Source organism: Pseudoxanthomonas sp. SL93, assembly GCF_026625825.1.
Classification (GTDB): Bacteria; Pseudomonadota; Gammaproteobacteria; order Xanthomonadales; family Xanthomonadaceae; genus Pseudoxanthomonas_A.
This window is the reverse complement of the sequence record NZ_CP113065.1, coordinates 3,277,501-3,295,547: the sequence shown is the minus strand read 5'-3', so window position 1 is coordinate 3,295,547 and position 18,047 is coordinate 3,277,501. Positions and strand designations below refer to the sequence as shown.

Here is an 18,047-nt window from a genome sequence, read left to right as displayed (position 1 = left end):
TGTCGGACGTGAGGGATTCATGCCCCTTTAGTCACCGTGCCCGTCAGCGGGTCTACGCGCGTTCAAGCGACAGGGATGCGGGCGGGCGCCGGCTGCTGCGCTCGAAGCGCCAGCCCAGCAGCACGGCGGCGGCGGTCAGGCCCAGGATCAGTCCCAGCCACATGCCCTGCGGGCCCCAGCCCAGGCCCAGCCCCAGTCCGGCGCCCAGCGGCATGCCCAGGCCCCAGTACGATACCGCCGCCAGCCACATGGGCACGCGGGTGTCCTTCAGGCCGCGCAGCGCGCCGGCCGACAGCACCTGGATGCCGTCCGGAAACTGGAAGGCCGCCGCGTACAGCAGCAGCGTGCCGGCCAGGGCGGCCACGGCCAGGTCGTCGGTATACAGCGACACCACCAGGTCATGGCCCAGCAGCAGGAACAGCGCCGACAGCGCCTGCGTGGCCAGCACGATGGCGTAGCCGGCGTGCGCCGCGCGGCGGATGCCGTCGCGTTCGCCCGAGCCCAGCGCGTGGCCCACGCGCACGGTGGTGGCCTCGGCCACGCCCATCGGGATCATGAAGCACAGCGCCGAGACGTTGATGGCGATCTGGTGCGCCGCCGCCGGCAACGCGCCCAGGCGCGCGATCAGCAGCGCGGTGACGATGAACAGGCTGCCTTCCATCAGCACGGTGATGCCGATGGGCAGGCCGGTGCGCAGCAGCTGGGCGATCGGCGCACGGCGCGGCCATTCGAAATGCGCGAACAGCTGCAGGTGCGCGAAGCGCTTGGTATTCCACAGGTAGACCGCGAAGGTCGTTGCCTGCAGCCACATGGTGAGGGCCGACGCGATGCCCAGCCCGCCCGCACCCATCGCCGGGAAGCCGAGCTTGCCGAACGTCAGCACGTAGCCCACCGGCCCGAGCACGAACAGCCCGCCGAAACCGATCAGCATGGTCGGCAGCGTCCAGTGCATGCCTTCGCTCAGGTAGCGCATGCAGAAGTACAGCGTCAGCGCCGGCACGCCCCAGCGGATGCCGTGCAGGAAGGCGGTCGCGCCCGGGATGATCTCCGGCGCGATGCCGAACGACGCCAGCGCAAGCGGCGCGGCGCTGAGGAAGGCGAACATCAGCAGTCCCAACCCCAGGGCCAGCCACAGCGCCTGGCGGAACAGCGGCGCGATCTCGTCGCGGCGGTTGGCGCCATCGAGCTGCGACACCGAGGCGGTCAGCGAGATCAGCGTGCCGATCGGCACCATCATCGGCAGCCACAGCAGCGCGGTGCCCACCGTCACCGAGGCCAGCGTCTGCGTGCCGTGGTGGCCGGCGATGACGTTGTCGACGAAGCCGATGAGGCCGGTGGACACGTGGCCCAGGACCAGGGGTAATGCAAGGGTGGCCGTGGCGCGCACTTCCTTGCGGAAGGGCGGGGACAGCAGGGCAGGGGACGACATGGAAAGAGACCGCCGGACTACGGTCGCGCGGTTGCGCGCTGGCACCGGGTCACGGGAGGCCGGTATCTTACCCGCTCGCACCCCGTCGACCCCAAACGCCACATGACCCCGACTGCCGACCCGGCGCACGCCAGCGCGTGCGACAACTGCCATACCGTGCTGCAGGGCGGTTTCTGCCACCAGTGCGGACAGAACGCGCACAACCCGCTGCGCAGCTTCGGGCATGCGGTGGAAGAGGTGTTCGAATCGTTCTGGCACCTGGACGGCCGCATCTTCCGCACGCTGCGCACGCTGATGTCGCCGGGCAGGCTGGCCAATGCCTACCTGGCCGGGCACCGCGCGCCGTACGTGGCGCCGCTGCGGCTGTTCGTGATCATCAGCGTGCTGACGTTCTTCGTGGCGAAGTTCACCGTGCACCTGGGCGAATTGCCGACGCCGCCGCCCGTGCCGGCCAAGGCGGACGGCACCGCGCAGACGAACCTGGTGGCCGAACCGAACGATGGCGGCGTGGATTTCCGCCCGCTGACGACGGTCGACGACGTCATCCGCCTGCGCGACAAGACCCTGGCCGACCTGCTGTCGGCGCATGCCAGCGTGCCCGGCGCGCTGGGCTTCGTGCGCGCGCCCATCGAGCGCAACATCTACGCCACGCAGCGACGCGCGCGGGAACGCATCGCCGAGCTGCAGCCTGGCCATCCCGCGCTCGCGCAACCCGACAGGTACATCGAAGGCCAGCCGTTGCCGAGCGAAGTGGACGGCTCGCTCTTCAGCCACAAGGGCAAGCCCTTCCACCCGACCGACAACCCGGTGCGCATCGGCTGGTGGCCGGACTTCGCCAATCGCTGGCTCAACAAGAAGATCGCGCGTGCCGAGAAGAACATCCCGCGCCTGCAGAGCGACGGCGAGCATTTCAAGAACGTGCTGATCGGTTCCATCCCGTCGGCCCTGTTCGTGCTGGTGCCGGTCTTCGCGCTGCTGCTGAAGATCTTCTACGTGGAAACGCGGCGGGTATACCTGGAACACCTGGTGGTGGCGCTGTACAGCCACGCGTATCTCTGCCTGTGCGTGCTGGTGATCTGCATCCTGTCCGCGTTGAACGCGCTGATCCCCGAGACCCAGTCGCTGGCCCGGCTGCCGATGACGCTGATGCAGATGCTGATCTGCGCCTGGATGCCGGTGTACCTCTTCTGGATGCAACAGCGCGTCTATCGCCAGCTCTGGATCATCACGCTGGTGAAGTACACGCTGCTGGGAACGCTCTACTTCATGATGCTGGTGTCGGCGATCGTCTTCCTGGTCTTCAGCACGTTCATGAATGCCTGAACATGCAGCCCGTCATCTATGAAGTGACGCTCGACGTCGAAGCCGCTGTCCGCGATGCCTACGTCGCCTGGCTGCGCGGGCACGTCGAGCAGATGCTGGCCCTGCCCGGCTTCACCGGTGCTTCCCTCTACGAACAGCACGACCCCGCGCCCGACCCCGACCGCGTCGTCTTCTGCGTGCAGTACCACCTGCGCGACCGCGCGGCGCTGGACGATTACCTGCGCACGCACGCAGCCGGCATGCGCGCGGACGCCCAGCAGCGTTTCGGGGATCGCTTCCGCGCGCGCCGGCGCATCCTGCACCGCTTCGGCAACGCCTGACCGTTACTGCGCGCGTCGCGCGCGCAGCCAGGCGCCGCGTTGCTCCGTCGGCACGGCCAGCAGGTCGCGACGGAAGGCCTCGCGATCCTGTGGCGGCAGCCGTTGCGCCAACGCCGCCAGGTCATCGCGCTGTTCCGCATCCAACTGGCGCAGCAGCGACAGCGACGCGACGCGCTCGTCGGGCGGGACGAAGGCGAACAATGGCTGCAGCCGCGGCCAGTCCGCGCCGAGGGCGGGCCCCAGGCGCCAGCCGCGTTGCTGCATGGCGTCGAGCGTGTCGAAGCGCGCGCGCAAGGCCGCCTGTTCCGCCACCGGCAACGCAGCGAACGCCTCGGCCGCGGTGCGCAGCCGCGCCTGCTGCACGCTGTCCAGCCCGCGCCAGGCGGCATAACGCGCGCGCCGGTCTTCGCGCTCTGCCAGCGGCAGGGCATCCCAGGCGCGCTGGCGTAGCTGCCATGCCTGGCGCTGTTCCGCGCTCATCGTGTCCCACTGCCGCTGCGGGTCGCCCTGCTGGGCGGCGACGGGCCACAGGACCGACAGCGCGAGGCACAAGGCCAGCCGCCCTGCGTTGGCATCACGGCGCCGCATGCGGGACCTCCTGCGCCGGCACGGCCGGATCGTTGCCGGCCTGGGCGATGTACCAGGCGAGGAAATCCGCCTGGCGGGCGATGGCCTCACCGTCCGGATCGGCCAGCAGTTCGAAATCGGCGTGGGTGGTGATGGCCACCTGGGCATCGAAGCGGGCCGCGGGGGCTTCCGCGGCAGGCAGGGGCTCCGTCAGTGCGGGTGCGGCCTCCGGCACGCCTTCCCCGGCACGCGCCGCACCGGACGGCGAGCGCGCGCCCGGCACCGCCGGCGGCCAGAACCAGGTCGCGGCCAGCGCGGCCGCCACCAGGGCCAGCACCAGCACCACCCACGGCCAACGGCGGCGCGCGGCCGGCAGGCGCTCCATCCCCTGCGGCGGTGGGGCGCGTAACGGGGCCGGCGCGGAGGGGGGAATCCGGGTGCCGGCCAGGGCGTCTTCGCGCAGGCGCGCCAGACGCGTCAGCCGCGCGGGGGGCAGGTCACGCAGGTGCTGCTGTACCGCGTCGGCCAGCCCACGCCAGGCCACCGCGTCGGGCTCGCCGGCAGCGCCGCGGGGACACGCGCGCGCCAGCGCCTGCTGGTAGGCCTCCATCGTCCAGCCGAGTACGGCCGCCGCATCGTCTTCCTGCAGGCCGGCGACCAGCCGCAGCAGCAGCGCGGCGCGGTCCGCCGGTGCCGCCAGCGACAGCGGCTGCAGCGCCGGCGGCCAGCGGGCGCCCGGTGCGGCGGCCCGCAGCGGCGGGGTGGCCACCAGCAGCGCCCAGAAGCGACGCGGCCAGTCCGCCAGGGGCAGTGCCGCGGCGTGGGCACGGAAGGCCCTCAGGGTGGCGGCCAGCGCCACGTCACCGCGCTCCGGGTCCCCGGCCTGCAACTCGGCAAAGACGGCGCCACGCCGCTCGCACCCCCGCAGGAAGGCGGAGAGGGCGGCCGGCGGCGGGGGGGTGGAAGCGGGCGAGGACGTCATCATGGAACCGGTGGCGGACCCCCGGATCATAGCCAGCCGGGCCCCTCCAACGAACGCTTGACAGCCGTCCGGAATCTGCTCTCTTCGGCGGCACAAGGGTTTCCGGGAAATGCGTTGTGCACAGCCGTCACTTCACTGTCACCTTGTGACCCGGGGACAGGTGCAGGCGCTTTGTTGCAAACCGGTTTCACGCCCAACTTGATGATTCTAAAGGGAAATATCTGTTTGGCGTTTTTTTCGCCAACCCGGCGCGCACGCTTGCAACTGGCTCTTCACGGCGTGAAGCAAAGCCGCCATGCACAGATTTATCCACAGATTGTGTGGATAAACCGGAATCCCCTTAGCTGGCCGGCACTTGCGTGATCTTCGTCAATTTATTGGCAGCTAGTGGGTGCAACTGCACATGCCCTCACCGGGACCCGGCAGGCCCGATAAACTGCGCGCGATGCCCACCCCTTCCGTCCTGCACGTCGCCCTGCCGGTACCGCTGCCCCGCACCTTCGACTACCTGCCCCCGGACGGCCATGCCGTCTCCGGCCAGGACGTCGGCCGGCGGGTGCAGGTGCCGTTCGGCAACCGCGAGCTGACCGGGCTGGTGGCCGGCGTGGGCGCCGCCACCGCCGAGGGCCCCGAGCTGCGCCAGGCGCTGGCCCTGCTCGACCCCGCGCCCCTGCTGGCCGGCGAACTGCTCGACTCCCTGCGCTGGCTGGCCCGTTACACCCACGCGCCCCTGGGCGAGGTGGTCGCCACCGCGCTGCCGACCCCACTGCGTCTGGGCGAGCCCCTCCCGGAGACCCATGCCTGGGCCTGGCGGCTGACCGCCGAGGGTGTCGTGCAGCGCGAGCGCCTGCGCACCGGCAGCCGCCCCCGCCGGCTGGCCGACCTGCTGGAAGCCGAAGCCCTGGGCGAGGATGCACTCGACCTGCGCATGGACGACTGGCGCACCGCGGCACGCGCACTGGCAAAACGCGACCTGGCCGAACGGCACGCCGTGCCGGCCAACCCGCCCGTGCCCGCGCCGCGCGCGGGTCCCGCGCTGAATGCCGAGCAGCAGGTGGCGGCCGATGCCATCACGTCCACCCAGGGCTTTGGCGCCCTGCTGCTGGACGGCGTCACCGGCAGCGGCAAGACCGAGGTCTACCTGCAGGCCATCGCCGCCTGCCTGGCACGCGGCAGGCAGGCGCTGGTGCTGGTGCCCGAGATCGGGCTCACCCCGCAGACGCTGGCGCGTTTCCGCGAGCGCCTGGGCATTCCGGTGCACGCGCTGCATTCGGGGCTCAACGACAACGAACGCGCACGCACCTGGGCCGCCTGCCTGCGCGGGGAAGCGCGGGTCATCGTCGGCACCCGCTCGGCGATCTTCTCGCCGCTGCCGCAGGCCGGCCTGTTGATCGTGGATGAGGAACACGACGGCAGCTACAAGCAGCAGGACGGCATCCGCTACCACGCCCGCGACTTCGCCCTGGTGCGCGCCAAGGCGCTGGACGTGCCGGTGGTGCTGGGCAGCGCCACCCCGTCGCTGGAAACGCTGCACAACGCGCGCAGCGGACGCTATGCGCACCTGCGGCTGTCGCGCCGCGCCGGCGAAGCACAGCCGCCCGGCGTGCGGGTGCTGGACATGCGCAAGCGGCACCAGGATGCCGGCCTGCTGCCGGACACGCTGCAGGCGATCCGCGCCGCGCTGGATGCGGGCGGACAGGTGCTGGTGTTCAAGAACCGTCGCGGGTACGCGCCGGTGCTGCTGTGCCACGACTGCGGCTGGAGCGCGCGCTGCAAGCGCTGCGATACCCCGATGACCGTGCATGGCGCGGGACGCCGCCTGCAATGCCACCACTGCGGCGCGCGCCAACCCGCACCGCCCGCGTGCCCCGACTGTGGCGGCCTGGCGTTGCAACCCCAGGGCATCGGCACCGAACGGCTGGAGGAAATGCTGGCCGAACGCTTCGGCGACGTGCCCGTGCTGCGCGTGGACCGCGGCACCACGCAACGCCGCGACGGCCTGGCCAAGCAACTGGCGCAGCTCGGTGAAGCCCCCGGCATCCTGGTGGGCACGCAGATCCTGGCCAAGGGGCACGACCTTCCGCACCTGACGATGGTGGCAGTGGTGGGCGTGGACGAAGGCCTGTTCTCGACCGACTTCCGCGCGGGCGAGAAGCTCGCGCAGCAGCTGATCCAGGTCGCGGGCCGCGCGGGCCGCGCCGGCAAGCGCGGACAGGTCTGGCTGCAGACGCACCACCCCGACCATCCGCTGCTCAACACCCTCATCAACGGTGGCTACCACGCCTTCGCCGAAACCGAACTGGAGCAGCGGGAAGCCGCCGGCTTCCCGCCGTTCGCGCACCTGGCGCTGATGCGCGCCGAAGCCCAGCACGTGGACGCGGCGCACCAGTTCCTGCAGGCGGCCAAGCAGGCGCTGCGCAAGCACGATGCCTCGCTGGAGATGCACGGCCCGCTGCCCGCGCCGATGCCGCGCCGCGCCGGCCTGCATCGCGTGCAGCTGCTGCTGTCGTCGCCGGAGCGCCGGCCACTGCATCGCCTGCTGGACGCGGCCTTGCCCGACATCCACGCATTGCCCGAAGCGCGGCGCACGCGCTGGTCGCTCGATATCGATCCGATGGACCTGTACTGATGACAGCGACGTTCACGACCGTTCCCCCGATGACACCCGCACAGCGCCTGCGCAGCATCTTCAGCGGCTCGGTGGGCAACCTGGTCGAGTGGTATGACTGGTACGTCTACGCCGCCTTCTCGCTTTACTTCGCCGATGTCTTTTTCCCCGGCGACGACGACACCAGCCAGCTGCTGAAGACCGCGGCGGTCTTCGCGGTGGGCTTCCTGATGCGGCCGCTGGGCGGCTGGCTGCTGGGCCGCTATGCCGACCGCCACGGCCGCCGGCGCGCCCTGATGCTCTCGGTGCTGATGATGTGCACGGGCTCGCTGATCATCGCGTGCACGCCGGGGTATGCCAGCATCGGCATCGCCGCGCCGGTCCTGCTGGTGCTGGCGCGGCTGCTGCAGGGGTTGTCGGTCGGCGGCGAGTACGGCACGTCGGCCACCTACCTGAGCGAGATGGCGACGCGCGGGCATCGGGGCTTCTGGTCCAGCTTCCAGTACGTGACGCTGGTGATGGGTCATCTGATCGCGCTGGGCGTGCTGATCGCGCTGCAGCGCGTGTTCCTCACCGACGACCAGCTGCGCGAATGGGGTTGGCGCGTCCCGTTCTTCATCGGCGCCGTGGCAGCGGTCATCGCGCTCTGGCTGCGACGGAACATGAGCGAGACCGAGTCCTTCGTGCGCGCCGAAGCCGATGCGTCCGGCGACCAGCAGCAACGGCAGGGCACGCTACGCCAGTTGATGCGTCATCCGCGCGCCCTGCTGACGGTGGTGGGCCTGACCATGGGCGGCACGCTGGCGTTCTACACGTACACGACCTACGTGCACAAATTCCTCGTCAACAGCGCCGGCATGGCGGCGGAAACGGCAAGCCTGATCAATGCCTCCACGCTGTTCTTCTACATGCTGTTGCAGCCGGTGGTCGGCGCACTGTCGGACCGCATCGGCCGGCGTCCCATCCTGATCGCGTTCGGCGTGCTCGGTACCCTGTTCACCGTGCCGATCCTCAGCCAGCTGCAGAACGCACAGAGCGCCACGCAGGCGTTCTGGCTGGTGATGGCGGCACTGGTGATCGTGAGCGGTTACACCGCGATCAACGCGGTGGTGAAGGCGGAACTGTTCCCGGTGGAGATCCGCGCACTGGGCGTGGGACTGCCTTACGCGCTCACCGTGGCCACCTTCGGCGGCACGGCGGACATGGTGGCGCTGTGGTTCAAGCAGGCCGGCATGGAGACCGGCTTCTACTGGTATGTCACCGCCTGCATCGCCTGCTCGCTGCTGGTGTACCTGTGGATGCCCGATACGCGCAGGACATCGCTGATCGACCGGGATGGCGGCTGACGGCATGCGACAATCGCACCCGATGACTGGAGCACGGAGCATGCAAGCAGCACTTCCCCACATCGTCATCGTCGGTGGTGGCTTCGCCGGCCTCTGGACCACGCGGGCCCTGGCCGATCTGCCCGTGCGGATCACCCTGATCGACCGCCACAACCACCACCTGTTCCAGCCCTTGCTGTACCAGGTGGCCACGGCGGGCCTGTCGGCACCCGACATCGCCGCGCCGCTGCGCCATATCCTGCGCAGGCAGAAGAACGTGGAAGTCCGCCTTGCCGACGTGGTGGCGATCGCACCGCACGACAAATGCATCACGCTGGCCGACGGCGACACGGTGGCCTTCGATCATCTGTTGCTGGCTACCGGCGCGACGCACGCGTACTTCGGCCACGACGAATGGGCGCAGCATGCGCCGGGCCTGAAGACGCTGGATGACGCCCTGCGCCTGCGTCGCCACCTGCTGCTGGCATTCGAACGCGCCGAAGCGGAGCCCGACCCCGCCAGGCGCGCGGCGTGGCTGAACTTCGCCATCGTCGGTGGCGGCCCCACCGGGGTCGAACTGGCCGGCACGCTGGCCGAGATCGCGCGGCATACCTTGAAGAACGAGTTCCGCCACATCGATCCCTCGCAGGCCCGCGTGCGGCTGATCGAAGCGGGACCGCGCGTGCTGGCGTCGTTTCCCGACGCGCTGTCGGAAAAAGCGCGGCGGCAGCTGGAAAAGCTGGGCGTCGACGTGTCGACCGGCACGCCGGTCAGCGACATCACCGGCGACGGCTACCGGCTGGGCGACACCTTCGTCCCCGCGAAGACCGTGGTGTGGGCGGCGGGCGTGGCGGCTTCGCCGCTGGCGCGTTCACTGGGCGTGCCGCTGGATCGGGCGGGGCGTGTGCCGGTGTTGCCCGACCTGAGCGTGCCGGGGCATCCGGACATTTTCGTGGCCGGCGATCTGGCCGCGGTGGCGTCCGACGGCAAGCCGGTGCCCGGCGTAGCGCCGGCCGCCAAGCAGATGGGGCGCCATGTGGCGCAGGCGTTGCGCGCGCGCCTCGCCGGCCAGGCAACCAGTGCGTTCCGCTATCAGGACTACGGCAACCTCGCCACGATCGGCCGCATGGCCGCCGTGGTGGATTTCGGACGACTGAAATTCTCGGGGCTGCTGGCGTGGTGGTTCTGGCTGACCGCGCACGTGTTCTTCCTTATCGGCTTCCGCAACCGGATGATCGTGCTGCTGAACTGGTTCTGGGCGTACTGGAGCTACCAGCGCGGCGCACGCATCATCCTGGGCGCGGACCGCGACGATCAGGCGCGATCGACGCGACAGGCGTAGCATCCCGGCCGCGCATTGTGGATATGGATGCGGGCGATGCGCTCATCCGCGAACATGCGCCGCAGGCACGCGTCCGCATCGACGCCTTCCACGACGTCGGCTGCATGCATCCAGCCGCCAATGTCGTAGGCGCGTAGCGAGAGCAGGCGCCGCGACAGGAAGGGCGGCACCTCGTTGTCGAACACGGCGGTGACGGTGGCGGCCTCGCGGACGAAGATCGGCCCGCTGGCACGATAGGGTCCATCGGCATCGTGGTGCCGATACGGCAGCAGCAGCAACGACTCCCCGACGACCGCGTCCTGCAGCGAGATGCGGCAGGGGAAGCCGCGGTCACTGTCGGCGGTGACGCGCCGGATGTTGCGGGAAGCGAGTGCCGCGTCATCCAACGCAAACAGCGGCTGGAAGGGCTGCACGGACAATCCACTGACGGTAAAACGCATGACGCCACTCCGGGAAGGGAATGGCGTCATGGTCCTGCGTGCGGAGCGGCGTCGCTATCCGGATCTTGCGACACGCCAGGCGAGCGTCACTGTGCGGACAAGGTGTGCTTGCGCCCGTTGGCCATCACCAGTTCGCCGTCGCCCAGGGCTTCGGTATCGGCATCCACGGTGATGAATTCGGCTTCCAGCCGGCCGCTTCCCTTGCTGCCGACCAGATCGAAGACATACCGGTCACCCGCGAGTGCCCACGATGTTTCGCGGTCGAACACGACCTGGCGCAGGTCGCCGATGTGCTGGCGCACCGTCGTGTTGGCCTGCATGGCCACGCGCGCCTGCTTCACGAAGATGCCATCCTGGGTGGCGAACGTCGCCGGGATGGCATCGGCGGCGCTGCGCGCCGGGGCGGTTTCTCCTTCAAACGGGAACGTACGCCCGTCCGCCAGCGTCAACACGCCTTTGCCAAGGCGTTCGGTGTCGGCGTCCACGGTGATGAAGTCCGCCAGGATGCGGCCGTTGCCCTTGCTGCCCTTCAGGTCGAACACGAACTCCGTGGCGCCTTCGGCTTCACCGCTGGCCATCAGGTCGAGGTCGAACGCGGTGATGTCGCCGATATGCTGTTGCACCAGCGGATAGCGCTGCACGGCGGCGCGCGCCTGGCGGGTGAAGATGTTGTCCTGCAGGCCGCTCAGGCCATCGTCGTCGGAAGCGGCATCGTCTTCATCCGGACCCGGCGCTTCGCCTTCGAACGGATAGCGCCGACCGTTGGCCAGCGTCAGCACGCCCTTGCCCAGCCGTTCGGTCTCCGCGCTCACGGTGATGAAGTCCGCCTGCAGGCGGCCACGCCCCTTGCTGCCCACCACATCGAACACGAACTCGTTGATCCCCGGCGCGGCACCGGTTTCCTGCGCGTTGATCGTGAAGCTCTCGATCTGGCCCACATGCTGCTGCACCAGCGGATAACGCTGGGCCGCTTCGCGCGCCTGGCGGATGAAGATGTCCTCGCCTTCGCCGGCCGCGACCTCTTCGTGGTGGTCATGGCCATCGTGCTCACTCGCGACGGCGTCGGCATCGCCTTCGATGGCGTGTTCGGTACCGTCCGCCATCACCAGCGTGCCCGGCCCAAGCGCCTCGGCGTTCGCGCTGACGGTGATGAAGCGTGCGGTCACGCGGCCCTTGCCACGGTTGCCTTCCACGTCGTACACCAGCACGTCGGGACCGGGCGCGTCCATGCTGGCGGCTTCGTCCAGCGTGGCCTTGCGGATCGCACCGATGTGCGCGGCCACCATGGGGTCCACCTGCATCGCCGCGCGGGCCTGCGCGTCGTACTCCTCGCGGTCCATGCCGAACCGGATGCCGCCCTGTGCCGTCTTCGTATTGGAATCCGCGTCGGCCGCCATGGCCATCGGTACCTGCAGCATCAGCGCGATCAGCGCCGCACGACAGAGATTCCCCAGTCTTCCTTCCCCCAAACGCATTGCCTGCTCCTTGTGGTCTGCAAATCGTGGCGTAGTTGAGCACAGTTCCGGCCGTGCGAGTGCGTTTTCCGCCCATGAAAAAGGCCCCGATGAGGGGCCTTTTCCGGATGACGCGAAGCGTGATGTCACGCGGCGAACAATGCCTTCATCTTCTTCAGCGCATTGGCTTCCACCTGGCGTACGCGTTCGGCGGAGATGCCGTACTCGTCGGCGAGCTCCTGCAGCGTGATCTTGCTTTCGCTGTCCAGCCAACGGCGCTTGATGATGTCGCGCGAGCGATCATCCAGCCCGGCCAGGCCTTCACGCAGCAGTTCCAGCTGGTTGTCCTGGCTGTCCGCGCGTTCGTAGGCCTGCGAGGGATCCTCGTCATGCGCGACCAGGTAGCTCGCCGGGGACGGCGGCGCATGGTCCTCATCCTCGTCGGAAGGCGCATCAAAGCCGATGTCGCGGCCCGACAGGCGGGACTCCATTTCCAGCACTTCGCGCTCGGACACATTGAGGTCCTTGGCGACGGCACTGACTTCGGCCGCATTCATCCAGCCCAGGCGCGTCTTGGACTTGCGCAGGTTGAAGAACAGCTTGCGCTGCGCCTTGGTCGTCGCGACCTTGACGATGCGCCAGTTCTTCAGGATGAATTCGTGCATCTCGGCACGGATCCAGTGCACGGCAAAGCTGACCAGGCGCACGCCCATGTCGGGATCGAAACGCTTCACCGCCTTCATCAGGCCGATGTTGCCTTCCTGGATCAGGTCGCCCAGTTGCAGGCCGTAGCCGCTGTAGCCGCGTGCCACGTGCACGACGAAACGCAGGTGCGAATGCACCAGCTCACGGGCGGCATCGAGGTCTTCCTCTTCGCGGAAGCGGGTCGCCAAGGCGCGTTCGTCATCAACCGTCAGCACCGGGATCTGGTGCACGGCGCTGATGTACGCGTCCAGCGAGCCCAGCGCGCTGGGGATCGGGAGGTTGTGGGAAACCAGTGCGGTAGTGGGGGTGTTCTGGCTCATGGCACTCATCTTAGCAGTCGGGTGGTTCGACTGCTAACCGCATGGAAAGTTCCGTATCGTCCCGCCACTGGAACGATGACGTCGGCCGGAAGTTCCCTGCGCCCTACGATAAAATCAATGGATATCAGGCACTTAGTGGCGACGTGAGCGAGAGGGACCTGCAGCGAGCTGCGGCATGGTTTCCGCGCGTTCAGCCTCGTGAGCGATCGCGCGCGGGCCGGGAAGGTAGCGGCGTCACGGCAGGCGGGCGCTGGGAGAACTGGCGGGCCAGCACCGCCGCTGCCATGGCGTCATTCTGCATGGTGGAAGGGTGGAACCGGGGACGGAGGTAATCCCGCAGGTGCCGCAGCGTGCGGCGGAACATGTGGTGCGACGCGCCCAGGTGCCGCGACCACTGCACCCAGGTCGCCTTGCGCCACAGGATGCCGTCCTGCGCCAGCAAGGCGATCGACAGACTGGTGAGCAGCGCATAGAACAGGCCCGCCGTCAGCGCAAACCCGAGCACGCGTGTGGGGTAACGGGGTGAGACGGCCTGCAGCACGTCGAAGGCGACGCGCCGGTGCTCGATCTCTTCGGCGAAGTGCCATTCCATCAGGTCGCGCATGCGCGGATCGGCGTCGGCAAGGATGTGCTGTGACAGGAACTCATGGCCCAGATACGCGTTGATGTGCTCAACGCAGCTCACCAGCGACAGGCGGAGCCCCAACGGTGCCACCCGTTCGATGAGGCGGAACACCAGCCTGTCGACCTGCGCCTCAAAGCCGCGGAAGCGATAGCCTTGCGCATCGAGATTGCGCCAGTAGCGCTTGTGCGCCACGCCATGCTGCGCCTCCTGAAGGATGAAATCCTGGCAGCGGGCGCGCAGCTCGCTGCTGTCGATGCGCGACAGACATGCCTTCAAGGTGCGGATGTAGAAGCTCTCGTTTGCCGGCACCAGAATCGTGTAGGCGTTGAGAATGGAAGACACCACCTCGTTGTCCGGCAGCCAGTGCTTGGGGATATCGCCGGCAAACGGCCGTGCGAATCGGCGAGGCGTGATGGTTTCGATCATGAGCTGACTTCATTTCCACTCGCATGCATCGGCGGGACGGCGAAGCGCCCGTAACCGCTCGCCCGCCGTTGCAGGCGGGGTCGCGCTGCCCAGCGACGCCGGCGTGGAGCTACAAGGACGAACCCGGAGCGTTCTGATTCCCTGCACTGCCCGCCGCCTGCGCCTGACGGAGCACCCGGAGCAGATTGCCTCCCCAGATGTTGCGGACATCCTGCTCACTGTAGCCGGCGCGCAGCAGACGCTCCGTGATCAACGGCAATGCGGCGACATCTTCCAGCCCCACCACGCCGCCGCCGCCATCCCAATCGGCACCGATGCCCACGTGTTCCGGACCCGCCACCTTCAGTATGTGCAACAGATGGGCCATGTAGTCGTCGAGCGTGGCACGCTTCACCGGGTAGCGCGCTTCGATGGCGCGTCGTGCCGCAAGGTAGGCGGGTATGCGGTCGACCGGCATCTTCCCTTCGGGGCCATACTCCTTGCTCAGCACGTCCAACGCCTGCTCGCGCGCGGGAATCTTAGGCGTCGGGATCAGGTAACCACCAAAGGCATTGACGTGGATGACGCCTCCCTTGGCTGCCAGGCGGCGGATGCGCTCATCGTCGATGTTGCGTGGATGATCGTAGACCGCGTCCGCACTTGTGTGCGACAGGACGATCGGCGCCCGCGACAACGCCAGCAACTGGTCGAACACCGCATCGCTGGCATGGGATGCATCAAGCACGATGCCCAGCCGGTTGGCCTCGCCCACGAGCGCCTTGCCCGCCGGGCTGAGTCCGTTCCATTCCGCACCCTTGGGGTCCGTGGAGGAGTCACCGAAGTCATTGTTGCGCACATGCGTGATGCCCAGCATCCGCAGGCCGAGGCGGTGGTACGCCGTCAGCAGGCTGGGATCCGAGGCGAGGGGTGCGGCGTTCTCCATGCTGATGAAGGCCACGCGCTTGCCGGATGCGGCGATACGTTCGGCATCCTCGGCCGTCAGGGCGAGCTCCAAGGCGTCTGCGTGGGCGGCCAGCATCTCGTGGATGCTGGTGAGCCTCTCCAGGCCATGATCGCGGGCGGCGCGATTGCCTTCCACGTCGCGCGCACCCTGCGCGGTGTAGACCACCCAGAAACCGCCATCCAGGCCACCGGATTTCATCCGTGGCAGATCGACCTGCGACAGGTCTCCTTCGTGCTGGTGGTTGTCTGCAATGCTCCAGCCGGGGCGGCGGAGATTGGCGGGCGTATCGAGGTGCGTGTCCAGCACCAGTGCCGCGTCGTGTACCTGACGCGCGCGCGGCGACACCTGATCGACGGCTGCCACGCTGGGCGAGCAACAAAGCAACGCCAACGCCGCCGCCAGTCCCGGAGAAAACTTCATGCGCATCGCCCTTGAGATGGTCAAGCCTCGATTGTTGGCGAAAGCGGAGCAATAAAAAACCCCCGTCCATACGGACGGGGGTTTGGGGTAAAGCCCCTGGCGATGACCTACTCTTGCATGGCTTAAGCCACACTACCATCGGCGCGGCTGCGTTTCACTTCCGTGTTCGGGATGGGAACGGGTGGGACCACAGCGCTAATTTCACCAGGGAGAGGGTTGGAGCGTCGCCATCCAAGGAACGGATTAAGGCGCCAATCTCTCATAGGGTCTTGTGACGTAGCGGGCATTGGATTTTCTCTGACGATATCGTCGAGTCCAAGGCCACTTGAGGTTATATGGTCAAGCCGCACGGATCATTAGTATCAGTTAGCTCAATGGGTTGCCCCACTTACACACCTGACCTATCAACCACCTAGTCTTGATGGTTCCTTTAGGGGGCTTGTGCCCCGGGAGATCTCATCTTGAGGCGCGCTTCCCGCTTAGATGCTTTCAGCGGTTATCGCTTCCGAACATAGCTACCCGGCAATGCCACTGGCGTGACAACCGGAACACCAGAGGTTCGTCCACTCCGGTCCTCTCGTACTAGGAGCAGCCCCTCTCAAATCTCCAACGCCCATGGCAGATAGGGACCGAACTGTCTCACGACGTTCTGAACCCAGCTCGCGTACCACTTTAAATGGCGAACAGCCATACCCTTGGGACCGACTACAGCCCCAGGATGTGATGAGCCGACATCGAGGTGCCAAACACCGCCGTCGATATGAACTCTTGGGCGGTATCAGCCTGTTATCCCCGGAGTACCTTTTATCCGTTGAGCGATGGCCCTTCCATACAGAACCACCGGATCACTAAGTCCTACTTTCGTACCTGCTTGATCCGTCGATCTCGCAGTCAAGCACGCTTATGCCTTTGCACACAGTGCGCGATGTCCGACCGCGCTGAGCGTACCTTCGAGCTCCTCCGTTACTCTTTGGGAGGAGACCGCCCCAGTCAAACTACCCACCATACATGGTCCCCGATCCGGATTACGGACCTAGGTTAGAACGTCAAGCACATCAGGGTGGTATTTCAAGGTTGGCTCCACCGAAGCTAGCGCCTCGGTTTCATAGCCTCCCACCTATCCTACACAGACGAACTCAACGTTCAATGTAAAGCTATAGTAAAGGTTCACGGGGTCTTTCCGTCTTGCCACGGGAACGCTGCATCTTCACAGCGATTTCAATTTCACTGAGTCTCGGGTGGAGACAGCGCCGCTGTCGTTACGCCATTCGTGCAGGTCGGAACTTACCCGACAAGGAATTTCGCTACCTTAGGACCGTTATAGTTACGGCCGCCGTTTACTGGGGCTTCGATCAAGAGCTTCGCCTTGCGGCTGACCCCATCAATTAACCTTCCAGCACCGGGCAGGCGTCACACCCTATACGTCCACTTTCGTGTTTGCAGAGTGCTGTGTTTTTGATAAACAGTCGCAGCGGCCTGGTTTCTGCGGCCCTCGACAGCTCAGCTACGCATGTAGCCACCATCAAGGGCGCACCTTCTCCCGAAGTTACGGTGCCATGTTGCCTAGTTCCTTCACCCGAGTTCTCTCAAGCGCCTGAGAATTCTCATCCTACCCACCTGTGTCGGTTTACGGTACGGTCTGCGTGAGCTGAAGCTTAGGAGCTTTTCCTGGAAGCGTGGTATCAGTGACTTCGTCCAAAAGGACTCGTCTCGGTGCTCGGTCTTAAAGGATCCCGGATTTGCCAAAGATCCAAACCTACCGCCTTTCCCCGGGACAACCAACGCCCGGTACACCTAACCTTCTCCGTCCCTCCATCGCACTCACGCGAGGTGCAGGAATATTAACCTGCTTCCCATCGACTACGGCTTTCGCCCTCGCCTTAGGGACCGACTAACCCTGCGTCGATTAACGTTGCGCAAGGAAACCTTGGGCTTTCGGCGTGCGGGCTTTTCACCCGCATTATCGTTACTCATGTCAGCATTCGCACTTCCGATACCTCCAGCAACCTTCTCAAGTCACCTTCAACGGCTTACGGAACGCTCCTCTACCGCGCATAACAAAGTTATGCACCCCAAGCTTCGGTTCATCGCTTAGCCCCGTTAAATCTTCCGCGCAGACCGACTCGACCAGTGAGCTATTACGCTTTCTTTAAAGGGTGGCTGCTTCTAAGCCAACCTCCTGGCTGTCTGTGCCTTTCCACATCGTTTTCCACTTAGCGATGAATTTGGGACCTTAGCTGTGGGTCTGGGTTGTTTCCCTTTTCACGACGGACGTTAGCACCCGCCGTGTGTCTCCCGTACATTCTGTCTTGGTATTCGGAGTTTGCCATGGTTTGCTAAGACGCGATGTCCCGCTAGCCATAACAGTGCTCTACCCCCAAGAAGATTCATACGAGGCGCTACCTAAATAGCTTTCGAGGAGAACCAGCTATCTCCGGGTTCGATTAGCTTTTCACTCCTAATCACACCTCATCCCCTACCTTTGCAACGGGAGTGGGTTCGGGCCTCCAGTACCTGTTACGGCACCTTCACCCTGGGCATGACTAGATCACCCGGTTTCGGGTCTACTGCCCGCGACTATGCGCCCTTATCAGACTCGGTTTCCCTTCGCCTCCCCTATACGGTTAAGCTTGCCACGAACAGTAAGTCGCTGACCCATTATACAAAAGGTACGCAGTCACCCTTGCGGGCTCCTACTGCTTGTACGCACACGGTTTCAGGGTCTATTTCACTCCCCTCTCCGGGGTTCTTTTCGCCTTTCCCTCACGGTACTGGTTCACTATCGGTCGGTCAGGAGTATTTAGCCTTGGAGGATGGT

General features: G+C 66.4%; 13 protein-coding genes and 2 rRNA genes (1 of these 15 running past the window's edge). 5 read left to right on the top strand and 10 right to left on the bottom strand.

The window, feature by feature from the left end:
- Positions 1–52 precede the first annotated feature (52 nt).
- A complete protein-coding gene (locus tag OVA13_RS15425) occupies positions 53–1,429 on the bottom strand; it encodes an MATE family efflux transporter (protein ID WP_267791340.1) in 1,377 nt (458 codons plus the stop codon).
- 102 nt (positions 1,430–1,531) lie between these two features.
- Here OVA13_RS15425 and OVA13_RS15420 point away from each other — a divergent pair, with 102 nt between their 5' ends.
- The gene (locus OVA13_RS15420; protein ID WP_267791339.1) at positions 1,532–2,752 is read left to right on the top strand and encodes a DUF3667 domain-containing protein; all 1,221 of its coding nucleotides are present in this window, start codon (positions 1,532–1,534) and stop codon (positions 2,750–2,752) included.
- A 2-nt stretch (positions 2,753–2,754) separates the two neighbouring features.
- Positions 2,755–3,072: a DUF4286 family protein gene (locus OVA13_RS15415; protein ID WP_267791338.1), complete on the top strand. Its 318-nt coding sequence runs from the start codon at positions 2,755–2,757 to the stop codon at positions 3,070–3,072.
- A 3-nt stretch (positions 3,073–3,075) separates the two neighbouring features.
- On the opposite strand, the gene OVA13_RS15410 is transcribed toward OVA13_RS15415, so the two are convergent.
- Both OVA13_RS15410 and OVA13_RS15405 read right to left on the bottom strand, forming a co-directional pair.
- Positions 3,076–3,660: a DUF3106 domain-containing protein gene (locus OVA13_RS15410; RefSeq protein WP_267791337.1), complete on the bottom strand. Its 585-nt coding sequence runs from the start codon at positions 3,658–3,660 to the stop codon at positions 3,076–3,078.
- Entirely contained in the window at positions 3,647–4,621 is a 975-nt protein-coding gene (locus OVA13_RS15405; RefSeq protein ID WP_267791336.1) for a hypothetical protein, read from the bottom strand. The genes OVA13_RS15410 and OVA13_RS15405 overlap by 14 nt, the downstream gene beginning before the upstream one ends.
- Positions 4,622–5,066: 445 nt before the next feature.
- Here OVA13_RS15405 and OVA13_RS15400 point away from each other — a divergent pair, with 445 nt between their 5' ends.
- The 3 genes from OVA13_RS15400 to OVA13_RS15390 are packed head-to-tail and all read left to right on the top strand — an operon-like array spanning position 5,067 to position 9,896.
- Positions 5,067–7,250 carry a primosomal protein N' gene (locus OVA13_RS15400; RefSeq protein WP_267791335.1) on the top strand — a complete coding sequence of 728 codons (2,184 nt, stop codon included), beginning with the start codon at positions 5,067–5,069 and terminating at the stop codon, positions 7,248–7,250.
- Entirely contained in the window at positions 7,250–8,575 is a 1,326-nt protein-coding gene (locus OVA13_RS15395; RefSeq protein ID WP_267791334.1) for an MFS transporter, read from the top strand. Before OVA13_RS15400 ends, OVA13_RS15395 begins: the two co-directional genes overlap by 1 nt.
- 22 nt (positions 8,576–8,597) lie before the next feature.
- On the top strand, positions 8,598–9,896 hold the full coding sequence (locus tag OVA13_RS15390; RefSeq protein ID WP_267791333.1) for an NAD(P)/FAD-dependent oxidoreductase: 1,299 nt from the start codon (positions 8,598–8,600) through the stop codon (positions 9,894–9,896).
- Here the strand turns inward: OVA13_RS15390 and OVA13_RS15385 are convergent.
- From OVA13_RS15385 to OVA13_RS15355, 7 genes are all read right to left on the bottom strand, one after another.
- Entirely contained in the window at positions 9,869–10,336 is a 468-nt protein-coding gene (locus OVA13_RS15385; protein WP_267791332.1) for a DUF1203 domain-containing protein, read from the bottom strand. The two genes, OVA13_RS15390 and OVA13_RS15385, sit on opposite strands and share 28 nt — an antisense overlap.
- 86 nt (positions 10,337–10,422) lie before the next feature.
- Positions 10,423–11,811: a hypothetical protein gene (locus OVA13_RS15380; protein ID WP_267791331.1), complete on the bottom strand. Its 1,389-nt coding sequence runs from the start codon at positions 11,809–11,811 to the stop codon at positions 10,423–10,425.
- A gap of 125 nt (positions 11,812–11,936) precedes the next feature.
- Complete coding sequence (rpoH, locus tag OVA13_RS15375) at positions 11,937–12,815, bottom strand: RNA polymerase sigma factor RpoH (protein ID WP_267791330.1); 879 nt, start codon at positions 12,813–12,815, stop codon at positions 11,937–11,939.
- A gap of 190 nt (positions 12,816–13,005) precedes the next feature.
- Positions 13,006–13,866, bottom strand: a complete 861-nt coding sequence (locus OVA13_RS15370; RefSeq protein WP_267791329.1) for a metal-dependent hydrolase — start codon at positions 13,864–13,866, stop codon at positions 13,006–13,008.
- A gap of 109 nt (positions 13,867–13,975) precedes the next feature.
- The gene (locus tag OVA13_RS15365; protein ID WP_267793548.1) at positions 13,976–15,235 is read right to left on the bottom strand and encodes a dipeptidase; all 1,260 of its coding nucleotides are present in this window, start codon (positions 15,233–15,235) and stop codon (positions 13,976–13,978) included.
- An 88-nt stretch (positions 15,236–15,323) separates the two neighbouring features.
- A 5S ribosomal RNA gene (rrf, locus tag OVA13_RS15360) occupies positions 15,324–15,438 on the bottom strand.
- 126 nt (positions 15,439–15,564) lie between these two features.
- A 23S ribosomal RNA gene (locus OVA13_RS15355) occupies positions 15,565–18,047 on the bottom strand; it runs 397 nt beyond the window's last position.